Origin of the sequence: Phytopseudomonas seleniipraecipitans (assembly GCF_900102335.1) — a bacterium.
GTDB lineage: Bacteria > Pseudomonadota > Gammaproteobacteria > Pseudomonadales > Pseudomonadaceae > Aquipseudomonas > Aquipseudomonas seleniipraecipitans.
In genome coordinates, this window is the sequence record NZ_FNBM01000009.1 from 98,907 (window position 1) to 112,161 (window position 13,255).

Below are 13,255 nucleotides of genomic sequence, written 5' to 3' on the forward strand. Positions count from 1 at the left end.
CTGGTGGGTGTCGATACGCCGTGAATCGCAGTTGTGTCCCGCCATCGCCCTGGCGGATCCGTCTGGCCAAGATGCTCGAGGGCGTTCAGGCACTCTGAATATCGTCATAGCCTAGCGTCCAGCGAAGCGATACCCAGGTGCGGCTGCGCTCAACCACGCGCTACGAAACGGTGGCCAGCAGCGCGGCTCAGCTGATTAGACAACGGTGGCAGCTGACGGACGTCGATACGCAGGTGACCGCAATCCTTCTTGCATCGCCATGGTGGATGAAAAGAACCTCATCCACCCTCTTGGATCGACCACACATTCGACGCCGATGAGCTAAGTGCTCAAGCGCTCCCACAACCCGCTGCGGCGCTCAACGCGGCGCTGAATGGCGGTTTCGAATACGCCGGCGCGGCTTTCGATAAGGCTGAAGCAATCGCGGGCGCGGGTGATGCCGGTGTAGACCAGCTCCTTGGTCAGCACCGGGTTGATGTTGTCCGGCAGCACCAGGGCGCAATGGGCGAACTCCGAGCCCTGGGATTTGTGCACGGTCATGGCGAAGACGGTTTCCACGGCGCCAAGGCGGCTGGGCAGGATCGAGCGCAGACTGCCCGAACCGTCATTGCGCGGGAACACCACGCGTAGCGCCGAGCGCATGGGGCCGCCCGCCTCCAGCGCCGGCTCGGGCAAGCGCAGGGCAATGCCGATATCGCCGTTCATCAAGCCCAGGCCATAGTCGTTACGCGTGACCAGCACCGGGCGGCCTTCGTACCAGCCATGCTCCTGTTCGATCAGCCCACGCTGCAGCAGCGCATGGGCGATGCGTCCGTTGAGCGCCTCGACACCCCAGGACCCCTTGCGTACGGCGCACAGCAGCTGAAACCGATCGAAAGCGGCCAGCACCCTGGCAGCCCAGGCATCCCAGCGCTCTTCACCGTCAGTCAGGCCAGGCCGCTGCTCACGGAGAACGCTCAGGTAGTCGGCATAGCCCACCGGGCGTTGCTCGCCGCCGGGCAAACCATCAAGCAGCAGGCGCTCGAAGGCGCGGTCCTGCTCACCTGCCAGTCGCAACTGGTGCAGATCCGCGCCACCGGCAGCCAACACCTCACGTGCTTCCATCGCCGCGCCGCGATTCACCGCGACGGCCAGACGGCCGATACCGGAGCCCCCGGCGAAGCGCCGGGAATGGCGGAGCATGACGATGTGCTGCGACAGCGCGCGCTCACCCACCTGCAACTGTGTGGCGTCGATCCGCTCGCCCGTCTGCCGTGCCAGCCACTCGCGGGTGGCCTGGCTGTAACCGCCGGCCTCAGCATCGCGGCATAGATCGCCCAGCACCGCACCGGCCTCCACCGAGGCCAGCTGGTCTTTGTCACCGAGCAGAATAAGCCGCGCATGCATCGGCAGCGCGTCGAGCAGGTTGGCCATCATTTCCAGGTCGATCATCGAGGCTTCATCGACCACCAGCACATCCAGCGGCAACGGGGTGGCGGCGTGATGACGAAAATGGCGACTGTCCGGCCGGCTGCCGAGCAGACGGTGCAAGGTGGTGACCGTTTTGGGAATTTGCTCACGCACCGCCTCGCTGACCGGCAGCGTTGCCACCTGCGCACCGATGGACTCGGTCAGCCGCGCTGCCGCCTTGCCGGTGGGTGCCGCCAGGCTCAGGCGCAACGGTGCACCCTGATCCAGCGCGGCCGCCTGCAGCAGCGCCAGCAGGCGTACCACGGTGGTGGTCTTGCCCGTGCCGGGGCCACCGGTGATCAGCGTGAAGCGCCCCCGTGCCGCCAGGGCGCAGGCCAGTTTCTGCCAGTCGGTGAGGCGTTGACCGCCCAGTTCCAGCGGCTCGGGAAACAGCACCGCCAGGCGCTGAGCGAGATCGGCCGGTGCATCCGCCGGGGCCTGCAAGCGCTCGCCAATGTCCCCGGCGACGCTGCGCTCGTACTCCCAGTAGCGGCGCAGATACAGACAGGTACCGCGCAGCACCAGCGGCGCGACCTCATCCTCGGCATCGTGCAGCAGCGCGCTGTTCGCGCAGGCCGCCAGCCAGGCATCGGTGCTCAGACCAGCCAGTACCTCGGAGGGCAGCAGGCTGACGCCTTCGGCGCCCTCGCCTTCCGGCGGCAGCGACAGCGCCGAATCCGGATCGGCCAGGGTGGTCTGCAGATCGAGGCACACATGCCCCTGGCCCAGTTGATGGCTGGCCAGCGCAGCTGCCAGCAACAGCAGGGGTGATGCTTCGGGGTCGAGCTCAGCGAAGAAATGCGCCAGAGTACGGTCCAGCTCGCGCAGCCAGCCGCGCTCGCTCCAGGCTGCCAGCAGTTCAAACAGGCCTTCACGGGTGTCGAACATCGGCGTCATACCAGGTCCTCCATGGGCTCGCCGAGAAACAGCGCGTCCAGCTTTTCGATCAATCCGCGGTCCGGCCGCGCCAGATACTGCCCGGCCCCCGGTGCGCGCAGGAACAGGTACAGCGCGCCGCCCAGGTGCGTGTCGTAGTCGTAATCGACCAGGCGCAGCCGCAAGTGGCGATGCAGAGCCAGCACATAGAGCACGTACTGCAAGTCATAGCGGTGGCTGGCTACGGCGGCGCTCATGGCCTCCGCGGTGTAGGCCTGCTCATCAGCACCCAGCCAGTTGGACTTGTAGTCGACCACGTAGTAACGGCCCTCATGCTCGAACACCAAGTCGATAAAGCCCTTGAACATGCCATTCAGGGTATCCGGGCTCAGCTGCGGGCGCGCCACGCCGGGCATTTCAGAGCGTTGCACCAGCGCATCCAGACGCAGCACATCGACCCGCCGGGCCTCGAACCAGAACTCCAGTTCCGCCTGATACTCGCCCAGGGTCGCCAGGCTCACCGACTGGCCATTGCCGAGCGCCATGGGCTGCACCAGCAGGCCCTGCAGCCACAGCCATAGCGGCTCGATCCAGGTTTCCAGGCCACGCCGCTGGCAGCGCCGCGCCAGGTGTTCGCGCAACACATCCGGCGCCGCCGCCATGGCCGCGAAGCCTTCTGCCGCAGCGATTTCCAGCAGGCCATGGAGGAAGGTGCCGGGATTCGGCCCGCGCGGAAAGCGGTGCAGGCCCTGGGCGGAGACCGGAATTTGCTCCAGCGCCAGTGCCGGGTTCTCGTCATCACCGGCGATCTGTACGGTCGAGCTGTCAGGGGACACGTCTTCGTGGCGATCTACCGGGTGGCGATCTACCGGGTGGCGATCCACCGGGTGGCGCCCCACCACGCTCGCTTCGCCTTCTTGCATGCGCAAGGCGCTGTAGGAGGCGATCCACCAATGCTCGGCAGCACGGCGCAGCGGCGTGCGCCACTGCGGCTCGAACGCGTCGGCCTCCTGCGCGCGGTACTGCTGCTCGCTGGCCGCCGGAGCGGGCAGCGCCACGCAACGGGGCGGATCGGCCAGCGGAGTCAGCCAGTCGATCAACTGCGCGCTTTGCGCCAGAGGCAACCCGCCGCCGAGCAGGTAACCGAGAGCGCACTGGTGCAGCCGCGAGGTCTTGCCGGTGCCGATCTTAAGGTCTGCGATGCCCAGCCAGCAGGCGTGCTGGGCGCGGGTCAGCGCCACGTAGAGCAGACGCAGGTCTTCACCGAGGCGCTCCTGCTCGGCCTGTGCCAGGCTCGCCTCGTCGGGTTTGAGCAGCAGCCGGCGGCGTTCGCCGTCGTGCACCTGCACCGGTTTCTTGTCGTCCAGCGGGCGGAAGGAACAGATGAAGGGCAGAAACACCAGCGGGTATTCCAGGCCCTTGGATTTGTGGATAGTCACCACGCGCACCAGGGCATCATCGCTTTCCAGGCGCAGCACCTGCTCCTCGGCAGCCTGACCGCGCCCAGCCAGGGATTCGCCAAGGTGGCGGATCAGCGCCAACTCACCGTCCAGTTCAGCGGCAGCGAGTTGCAGCAGCTCGGCCAGGTGCAGCAGGTTGGTCAGCACCCGTTCGCCGTCCGGGCGGCTCATCAACCGCTGTGGCAGGCCGAAATCCTGCAGCAGCTGACGCAGCATCGGCAGCACACCCTGGCGCTGCCAGCGCTGACGATAGCCACGGAACTGCATGACCCGCGCCTCCCAGAAGCGCTCGTCGAGGTTCAGTCGCTCCAGCTCGGTCAGGCTCAGGCCCAGGGTCGAGCTGGCCAGCGCCGCGCGCAGCGGGCGGTCCTGATCAGGTTCGGCGCAGGCGCGCAACCACAGCAGCAGGTCATGGGCTTCCACGGTGTCGAACACCGAATCCTTGTCCGACAGGTACACGCTGCGTACGCCACGCGCCGCCAGCTCGCCACGGATCGCCTGAGCTTCCTTGAAGTCGCGCACCAGCACGGCGATATCGCTGGGCCGCAGAGCCGTGAGCGTATCGCCCTTGAGGAATCCGGCGCGTTGCTGCTGGCCAAGCACCAGCAGGCGGACGATCTCTGCCGCGGCGCTACCGGCTAGGGCGTCCAGGTAACGCCCCTTGGCGACCGCCTCGTCGCTGTGCAGATGCCACAGGTTCAACGCTGGCTGCGCCTCGCCCTCAACCGTCCAGACTTCCTTGCGCCCTTGAGCGCCGACCGCAATGAACGGTAGATCGTCGCGCAGCAGAAAGGCACCCTGCCCGTCCTCGCGGGACTCGGCCAGTTGGAACAACCCGTTGACCGCCTCAACCATGGGCTCGCTGGAGCGGAAGTTGGTGTCCAGGTTGTAATGCCGCCCGGCGGTGGCGCGGCGTGCCCGCAGGTAGGTGTGGATGTCCGCGCCGCGGAAGGAATAGATGGCCTGTTTGGGGTCGCCAATCATAAACAGCCCGCAGTCGTCGCGATTCGCCGCCACCTGATACAGGGTGTCGAAGATGCGGTACTGCAGCGGATCGGTGTCCTGAAATTCGTCGATCAACGCCACCGGGAACTGCTGACGAATCACCTCGGCCAGACGTGGGCCGCTGTCGCTCTGCAGGGCGTCGTCCAGGCGGGTGAGCATGTCGTCGAAGCCCATTTCGGCGCGTTGGCGCTTCTCGCGGTCGAAGCGCTGGCGAATCCACGCGGCGGCGTGGCGCAATGCGGCATCGCCAGGCGTGGGCAGGCCTTCAAGCTCGGCTTTGAGCGTGGCCATGGCATCCAGCGCCGGATGCGCGGGTGGTGCCCCGACCTTCCAGGCCTCGGCCAGGCCGTCCGGGGTCAGCCGCGTGAAGCCAGTGCCGATGTCCAGTATTTCGTCATCGCCGAGTGCCCAGGCACGCAGCTTGTCGAACCAGGGTGTGTAGAAGCGCGTCTGCAGCTTGCGGGCATCGACCTGCTTGGCACCGGCCGCCTGATCGAGCACACCCTGCAACGCGTCGGCCCAAACCGCCCAGGGTTGCTTGAGGGCGGTCAACGCGCTCCGACGTGCCTGCAGGGTATCGTCCAGCAAATTACCGAGCGTCAGGGCGGCGCCATCGTCGTTCTCGCCGAGCAGCGGGCGGATGCGCAGCCCCAGTTCGTCCGGTGCACGCCAATGCTCCGCCACCCACTCAAGGGCCGGCCCTTGCAGCGGATAGCAATGCTGACGCCAGTAGTCGCGCACCACTTCGGCAAGCAGCTCGCTGTGGTCGGTTTCCAGGGTCTGGCTGAACAGGCTGCCGCTGTCGAAGGCATGCTCGCGCAGCATGCGTTGGCACCAGCCGTGAATGGTCGACACCGCCGCCTCGTCCATCCATTGCGCGGCCAGCTCCAGGCGCCGGGCGCACTCCGGCCATTCGGCGGCGGCGAAGTCGGTCTTCAGGGTCGCCAGCAAGGCATCACCCTCGGCATCACCACGAAACACCGTGGCGGCTTCCACCAGACGCGCACGGATGCGATCACGCAACTCGCGGGTGGCGGCATCGGTGAAGGTCACCACCAGAATCTGCGGCGGCAGCAACGGCTCGCGGAACGCCGCCTCGCCGCCATGACGGAGGATCAGGCGCAGGTACAGCGCAGAGATGGTGTAGGTCTTGCCGGTACCGGCGCTGGCCTCGATCAGACGGCTGCCGTGCAACGGGAAACGCAGTGCCAGAGGGCGTGATGGCTGGCTCATGGCTGATCATCCTTGAGTTCGGCGATATCTGCATCGAGCAATGATTTGTAGAGCACGGCGCTCCAGTGCGGGAACTGGCCATCGCCGAGCAGTGTGTCGAAGTCCGGGTACTGGCGAGCCAGGCTGGCGCTCTGCTGCACTTCGCCGGTAACCAGGTGGCCGCCCTCATAGGTCTTGCGTGCGGCCTCCTCGGCCTTGTCCGCATCCTTCTCGACGGCAGCGGACCAGGCCGCGGCGGTATTGATCGCCACCGGCAGCGGCGCCTGCATGCCAGCGGCATAAGCTTCCAGCCAGTGGCGCAGGATGTGCTCGCCGTCGGCCTGGGTCAGTGGCTCGAAGGCCAGGCGCACGTCCTCGGCGACCAGCAGCGTGGTCAGCGGATGCCCGCAGGCGGCGGCCACTACATGGCTGACCCAGGGCCTGAGCAGGCGGTGCCATTTGTACGAACGGTCCTTGCGTTTCAGGCCACCGGCTTGCAATTCCAGGCGCGCCAGGGCGTCACCGGCGCTGCGCAGTTCGCCGAGCCAGTCGTCCAACTCCAGGCCGGCGTGGGCGAAGCTCAGGCGAATCGGCGACGGCAGGCGATTGGGCCAGCGCGCCAGCAGCGCTTCATAGCTGCGCAGTTGTTCCGGCAACGGCTCAAGCAGTTGCGCGCGCAGGCGATCACCGAAGCCCGCCACCGGTAGCAGACCACTGCGCTGGATGCGCCGTGCAGCCCGTTCCAGCGCGGCGTCGACGCCCTGCTGATCTTGCAGCGCCAGGGCGGCGGCCTGCAGCAACGCCTGCTGAATCTGATGACGCTGCAATCCGTCGAGGGCGAAGGGCTCGGTGTCCAGTTCGGCCTGCTCGGCTTCGTCCAGGTGCACCTTGAGGCGCACGGTGAAGAAGTGCTTCACCGGGTCACGCAGAAAGCGCTGCAGCTTTTCCAGATTGAGCGCGGCATCGGCCAGGTAGGTCCCCAGTGGCTGTTCAAGCGGCTGGGCCACGAGGGCGCGGTGCGAGGCGGCCCACTCGTGCACATAGCTGAACAACGGCCCGTCGCCGGCAAAGTAGCGGCGGCTGAAGGGTTGTAACGGGTGTTCGATGGTCAGCGCGTGGAGCAGATCGACGCCATCCGTCAGACGCCAGGCGCTGGCCAAGTGGTCACGCAACTGGCCGACCAGCACCGACGGCGGTCGCTCGGTGTTGTCACGAATGCTGCGCCCGACCCAGCTGATGTACAGGCGCTCGCGCACCGCCAGCAGTGCTTCGAGCAGCAGGTAGCGATCGTCTTCACGGCGGGAACGGTCGCCGGGGCGGTAGTCGCCACCCATCAGGTCGAAATCAAGTGGCGCCTGGCTGCGCGGGTAATCGCCGTCGTTCATGCCCAGCAGGCACAAGTGACGAAACGGGATAGCACGCATCGGCATCAGCGTGCACACGTTCACGGCGCCCGCCAGGAAGCGCTGACTGAGGCCGCCTTGGTCCAGCCCGCCCAGCCAGGCCTCACGCACCACGGCCAACGGCAGGGCTTCTTCAAGCGTTGCCGCGTCACAGAGTTCCAGCCAGCTTTCCAGCGCATCCTGGGCCTGGTTGCGCAGCACCTCGTCGCGCTCATCCTGAGGCAGCAGGAAATCGTCGAGCAGCGCCCGCAAGCGCTCGCCCCAGGCGACCGGCTGCAGCGTTTCGGCAAGGCTGTCGCAGTGAATTTCCAGCGCGTCCAGCAGGCGCGTCAGCGGGCCGATCAGTGCGGCATCCAGGCCGCCGATCTCGTCATAGGGCTCGATGCCCGCGCGCGCGCCGGCGCCACCCACGGCGTAACCCAGCAGCATGCGCCGCAGGCCGAAGCGCCAGCTGTTCTGCTCCAGCCCGGCACCCAGGCCAAGGTTCTCACGCTGGCCAGCATCCAGCCCCCAACGCACACCGGCGCCTTCCAGCCAGCGGCGCAGCAGCGGCAACTGTTCTTCGCCAATGGCGAAACGCGCGCGTACGGCGGCCACGTCCAGCAGGTCGAGAATCTCGCTGACGCTGAAGCGGCTGTCCGGCAGGCGCAACAGGTGCTCCAGGGCAATCACCAGCGGCTCCTTGCCGCGTAGGCCCTGGTCCGCCAGGGTGAAGGGAATGAAGCGTGGGTCATCACTGGCGAACTGGCCGAACACCGCGCGGATGTGCGCCGCGTAGGTATTAACGTCCGGCACCATGACGATAACGTCGCGCGGGCGCAGCGTCGGGTCTTCGCTGAACGCCGCCAGCAGACGATCATGCAGCACCTCGACCTCACGCTGGGCACTGTGGGCGACGTGAAAGCGCAGCGAATGATCCTGCTGCGGGTCGACCGCTGGCCAGTGCGTGCGGCTTTCCTCCACTGGGCGCAGATCAAGGATGTCGTTCTGCAGTTGGCCGAGCAGTGACCCCTCGTTCATCGTGCTGAACAGGTCGATGCGCTCGAACTGCTCGCGGTAACGCTGCGGCTCGTCGTACTGATCCAGCAGGTTGATGTAGTCCCGGCCCTGCTTGCCCCAGGAAGCCAGCAGCGGTTGGCCATGCTGGTGCAGTTCCACCGCGTCGAACAATCCCAGCTGACCGACCTGACCGGCCTGGCCGCCAGCCTTGCGCTTCTGCCGGCGGTATTCGTGGCGCAGCAGATCCTTGTCTTCGACAATATCGCCCCAGTGATGCTGCGACGGGTTATGCACGTAGAGCATCACCTGGCTGAAGCGTGCCATGGCGGCCAGCGCCTCGAGCATCTGCGCCGGCAACGAGGAAATGCCGAATACCGTGACCCGACGCGGCAGGCCATGGGGGGGCGCTTCCAGTTCGGCCAGCTTGGCGACGAAACGCGGGTGCACGCCGGCACGGCTTTGCGACAGGTGCTCCTCGCCAACATCGGCCAGCAAGGTGCGCCACAGCAGCGGCTGCCAGAGCGCCGTGTCATCGAGCGGCTTCAAGCCGCCACGGGCACTGCGCAACTGATCGAGGCCCGCGGCCCAGTCCGCCAGCCAGTCGGCGCGGTACACCTGGTACTGGTCGAACAGGTCAGCCAAACGCTCGGCCAATTGATGGCGCTTACGCAGGTCGGCATCGTCCGCCAGAAAGCGCCGCAACGGTGCAAAGCACGGTTCGCTCAACAGGCTCGGGAGTAAGCGCATCAGTCGCCACGTCAGCGGCGCCTTGTCCAGCGGCGACTGCTGAGGAATCGCCTCGCTGCCCAGCACGCTGCGGTAGGCCTGCCAGAGAAAGCGTGCCGGCAGGCTCACATCCACCGCCGCCGCAATGCCGCAGCCCTCCTGTTCGGCCAACGCCAGTTTCAGCCATTGAGCGATGCCGTTGCTCTGTACCAGCAGCACCTCGTTTTCCAGCGGCCGCAACGGGTACCGGCGCATCCACTCCACCGCCAGGGCGCGCAGCTCCTCAAGACGGTTGCCATGAATCACGATCAGACCGGGGTTCAGCGCCGACATCGATGAAGCTCCTGGGGTGTGCAGAATCAGACGGCGAATGATGACAGAGCGGGGCGCTGAGATGCGACCTGCAGCGGCGATTGATTGCCAGGTAAGTACAGCGCCCGCAGCCAACGTCGCGACACTCCAGCCTCACCCGGTACCCGCCCGGGATCACACGTGGCATCAAGCCGGTGGCAGTTTGTCTACGAAGGTGAGCAATGCCCAAAAACGTGAAGTGGCAGCCCTGGCGGTAACGCGACCACCACATCGGATAAGACTGATCGAAGGGGACAGACGCCCTTCGCTAGCGGACGTTTTTGCGCGTAGTTCGCTGATTACTGGCCCGCGCCCGGCGGAAATTCCAGCCGAGAAACAGCCGTGAAGCCAGGTTGTCACGGCTGTGCGGCTCACCGTAATGCAGCAATACCGTGGAACGCAGGGCCTTCGGGTCGCAGGGTTCGTTGGCATGCAGAGAGCGGTAGCCCCAGAAGAAATAGGCGTTACCCGGGACGATCTTGATTTTCACGGGTTTCAACCAGCCACGCTTGACGGCAAAGGTGACCAGCTTCTGGGTCAGGGTATTTTGCATCAGCGCCTTTTCGGCGATGTTGGCGTACAGACTCGAACGGATATTGCGCAGGTTCGGGAAGAAGATGAAATCCCCGCAGTGGCGGCCCGCTGTGGGCGTAACCAGCGGGATAAGCGCGGTCAATGCCGCGGCGTCATAGTGGAAATAATAGGACTCGCGCTTGCCACTGGTGCCCTGCAGGCAACGCAATGCGGGGAAGATGGCCGGCGAACGCGGTGGTTGGCCGAGGCCTGCCTGATAAATCTGCCGAAAAAGATCGGTTACCTCAGGCGAAACACTCATCGCCTCAATAACACTGCCCCTGACTGCATCCCGGCCCTGCAGCGCAAAGTATTCCTGCTCATGCCGCGCCACCTCATGCTTCACATGGGCGCGGGCTGCCTCCAACTGTTCTTCTGATAAAAAACGCTCGATAACGGCGTAACCCTGTTGCTCCATTTCACTGACGATTCGCGGCACCACCTGCGGATCGGCCTTGAGGAATTCGGGCATACAGAGTCGCTCCTTAACTGAATATTTACAGCCTTGTTAGCGGCCAAGCCGACCGAGACGTCGACTCATATCGAAGGCAGACAATAAATAGGTTGCTTTGCATATGTAGCGATTGAAATACCTCCCTGCCATGTTTCTGAGAATTTTCTGACTAGCGGTTTAATGGCCATAAGCCGGCAAGCCAGCAGGAAATTAAAATAGTTGTACCGCCCACTATCACTACGCCAGCAACCGTCAGGCGTGCCCCTGGCTCCTATTCGGAACATGCAGGATAACCAGGCAGTGATCAGAAAATTTTAGGGGATATAGCGGTCTTCTATGCCGTAGATCCTTAACTAAAACCAAGTCCCATCCGCCATCACGAACTAACCAGCAACAACAAGCGAAACGAGATGTGCGATGCGTCAACTTATACAGCGCGCGTACAAGCGAGGAATTAGTAAAATTATTTATGAATATCATAAGTGGCCGCTTCATGACCGCTTACTCCTTATAGATACTGGCAATTCACTATAACTTTAACCGCCTGTCATAACATGGAAAAAAATGGCGAACGAATCAAATACTCGCTCTTTCATACTAGGTGTGAGGCAGTCGTCTTACGCACTTAACTTAAGAGGAATGCAACCATGACCAACAACAACCCTGGCAATTTTGCGAATGACCGAGAGAAAGCATCTGAAGCGGGTCGTAAGGGAGGTGAAAACAGCGGCGGGAATTTTGCCAATGATCCAGAGCGCGCTGCCGAGGCCGGCCACAAGGGTGGGCAGAACAGCGGCGGCAATTTCGCTAACGACCCAGAGCGCGCTGCAGAAGCCGGCCGTAAGGGAGGACACAACAGCGGTGGCAATTTTGCCAACAATCCCGAGCGGGCCGCAGAGGCGGGTCGTAAAGGCGGCCAAAACAGCCATGGCGGCAATAATGGCTCGTAGCATTTCTATAAAGGCCCGGCATGCCGGGCCTTTATAGCGGTGTCGTTGGTGTTAGAACCGGGACGGGGCCGCTAAAAGGAGATTGAAAGCGCTTTGAATAAAATCAAATTCCTGGATGCAATGGCATTCGTTGCCCGGTACTTCAAGCCGTTGCATCTTCAGGCTTCGCTACACCGCCCACTCACCGTCACTATCGAAGTCAAAGATCCAGACACTGAGCTATTCGTCAAAATTCAAGATTACCCCATTGGCACCGCGCTAAGTTGCGGTGCCATCATGGAACTGATAGCGAATATAGAAGCACAGGTCGAAAAAACACACCCGACCATCTATGCCTTCCATTGCGGGAGAAGACACGTTGTTTCTCGACGCTGACGAAAGCGTGATATTCGCGGTACCTATTTATGTCTCAGGAACCTCCTGGGTCAATGCGTATCGGCACGCCGCACGCCCTATAAGCGAACGCTAGCCCTACTATCGACGCCTGCTCAGGGAATCAGCAGCGCTTCAGCTTTCTGACTCCTGTACGTTCCAGTACGGCTGACCGTGGCCTCGATCACTTACTTGATCCATTCCCCATTTGAGCGGTCTTAACGCAAGGTAGATAGCATAGCGGAGCGACCATGAGCGCATTCGATTGGCAGCGTATGCTGCTGGGGGATTTCCCTTTTTTATTTCTGGGAGAAGTAGCCTTTCGAGCGGCGTTCGCGTTCCTCGTCGTTTTTGTCTTCTTGAAAGTCAGTGGCCGGCGTGGGATTCGACAGCTGTCGCTGTTCGAGCTGGTGGTGATCCTCACGTTAGGCTCAGCCGCGGGCGACGTCTCGTTCTACGAGGATGTTCCGCTGCTACCAGTGGCAATGGTCTTCGTCACGTTGCTGGTGCTGTACCGTGCGACCGTTCTGACCATGAGCCACAGCGAGCGCTTTTCCAACTGGATGGAAGGCAAGCCAGTCACCATCATCAAGGACGGGCTGTACGAGCTGAACAGCCTGGACTACATGAATATCTCTTCCGACGAGTTCTTTATGGAGCTGCGTCAGCAAGGCGTCGAACACCTCGGCCAGGTGCGCCTGGGCATTCTTGAAACCGACGGCGATGTGAGCCTGTACTTCTACTCTGCCGAGGCAGTCAAACCCGGCCTTTCGGTGTTACCAAGCGAGCATCGCACCGACTATCAGCACGTGCCTGAAACCGCCGTTTATGCCTGTACACGCTGCGGCCACACACAGCTCATGGAGCGCCAGCAGGAAGCCGCCTGCCCACGTTGCGAACAGGTTATCTGGTCGCGGGCATTGCACCATCCACGCACGCGCTGAGGAGTGGCTCTACGTATTGCATCCCCAGGCACGTATGGGCGCGACGCAGGCCTGAGTGCGGGAAGCTGACCGCAGCCTTCCGTGGCTGCGGTCAGCCCTATTCCATGGTTACAACGTTAGTTAGAGAACGGTGTCAGCGGGCCGCCGCGAGTACCTTTGAGCTGGCAGGTAGCGAATGGCTTCATCATCCCCATCGAGGAAAATGCCAGCATGCCGCCCGTGGCGCCGCTCGGAACGGTGCAGTTGTAATCACCGGAAGCCGTGCGCGCGAGGTAGTAGGTCTGCGTTGAATCGCTGCGCACATTGGAAACACTCCGCACCGGCTCGCCGATGTTGGTTTCCGAGAGTGTCTTGAGATGGTCTTCGGTCGGTTTGATATTGCTGCAGCCGGCAACGCCAACGAACAACGCGCCGAGCACGGCGATAGTGGTGATGGGTGAACGCAGCTTCATGGTGGGCTTCCTTTTTCGGATTCTAATAA

At 63.4% G+C, this 13,255-nt stretch carries 8 protein-coding genes; 3 read left to right on the forward strand and 5 right to left on the reverse strand.

Going from position 1 to position 13,255, the window contains the following annotated elements; genetic code table 11:
• Positions 1-321: 321 nt before the first annotated feature.
• From recD to BLS60_RS17670, 4 genes are all read right to left on the reverse strand, one after another.
• Positions 322-2,346, reverse strand: a complete 2,025-nt coding sequence (gene recD / locus BLS60_RS17655; protein ID WP_092370655.1) for an exodeoxyribonuclease V subunit alpha — start codon at positions 2,344-2,346, stop codon at positions 322-324.
• Positions 2,343-6,023, reverse strand: a complete 3,681-nt coding sequence (gene recB / locus BLS60_RS17660) for an exodeoxyribonuclease V subunit beta (protein ID WP_092370657.1) — start codon at positions 6,021-6,023, stop codon at positions 2,343-2,345. The genes recD and recB overlap by 4 nt, the downstream gene beginning before the upstream one ends.
• The gene (gene recC / locus BLS60_RS17665; protein ID WP_092370660.1) at positions 6,020-9,463 is read right to left on the reverse strand and encodes an exodeoxyribonuclease V subunit gamma; all 3,444 of its coding nucleotides are present in this window, start codon (positions 9,461-9,463) and stop codon (positions 6,020-6,022) included. The genes recB and recC overlap by 4 nt, the downstream gene beginning before the upstream one ends.
• A gap of 286 nt (positions 9,464-9,749) precedes the next feature.
• Positions 9,750-10,526, reverse strand: a complete 777-nt coding sequence (locus BLS60_RS17670) for a hypothetical protein (RefSeq protein WP_092370663.1) — start codon at positions 10,524-10,526, stop codon at positions 9,750-9,752.
• A 629-nt stretch (positions 10,527-11,155) separates the two neighbouring features.
• On the opposite strand from BLS60_RS17670, the gene BLS60_RS17675 reads away from it, so the two are divergent.
• From BLS60_RS17675 to BLS60_RS17685, 3 genes are all read left to right on the forward strand, one after another.
• Positions 11,156-11,458, forward strand: coding sequence for a con-10 family general stress protein (locus tag BLS60_RS17675; RefSeq protein WP_092370666.1), 303 nt, complete (start codon positions 11,156-11,158; stop codon positions 11,456-11,458).
• A 93-nt stretch (positions 11,459-11,551) separates the two neighbouring features.
• A complete protein-coding gene (locus tag BLS60_RS17680) occupies positions 11,552-11,833 on the forward strand; it encodes a DUF1652 domain-containing protein (RefSeq protein ID WP_092370669.1) in 282 nt (93 codons plus the stop codon).
• A gap of 248 nt (positions 11,834-12,081) precedes the next feature.
• Positions 12,082-12,774, forward strand: coding sequence for a YetF domain-containing protein (locus tag BLS60_RS17685; protein ID WP_092370672.1), 693 nt, complete (start codon positions 12,082-12,084; stop codon positions 12,772-12,774).
• 116 nt (positions 12,775-12,890) lie between these two features.
• Here the strand turns inward: BLS60_RS17685 and BLS60_RS17690 are convergent, their stop codons facing one another.
• Positions 12,891-13,226 (reverse strand): hypothetical protein, encoded by a 336-nt coding sequence (locus tag BLS60_RS17690; protein WP_070883605.1) that lies wholly within the window; start codon positions 13,224-13,226, stop codon positions 12,891-12,893.
• Positions 13,227-13,255 lie beyond the last annotated feature (29 nt).

Coding starts and splice junctions, on each gene's coding strand:
- recD (WP_092370655.1), bottom strand. CDS start 2,346: ATGACGCCGATGTTCGACACCCGTGAAGGCCTGTTTGAACTGCTGGCA.
- recB (WP_092370657.1), bottom strand. CDS start 6,023: ATGAGCCAGCCATCACGCCCTCTGGCACTGCGTTTCCCGTTGCACGGC.
- recC (WP_092370660.1), bottom strand. CDS start 9,463: ATGTCGGCGCTGAACCCCGGTCTGATCGTGATTCATGGCAACCGTCTT.
- BLS60_RS17670 (WP_092370663.1), bottom strand. CDS start 10,526: ATGCCCGAATTCCTCAAGGCCGATCCGCAGGTGGTGCCGCGAATCGTC.
- BLS60_RS17675 (WP_092370666.1), top strand. CDS start 11,156: ATGACCAACAACAACCCTGGCAATTTTGCGAATGACCGAGAGAAAGCA.
- BLS60_RS17685 (WP_092370672.1), top strand. CDS start 12,082: ATGAGCGCATTCGATTGGCAGCGTATGCTGCTGGGGGATTTCCCTTTT.
- BLS60_RS17690 (WP_070883605.1), bottom strand. CDS start 13,226: ATGAAGCTGCGTTCACCCATCACCACTATCGCCGTGCTCGGCGCGTTG.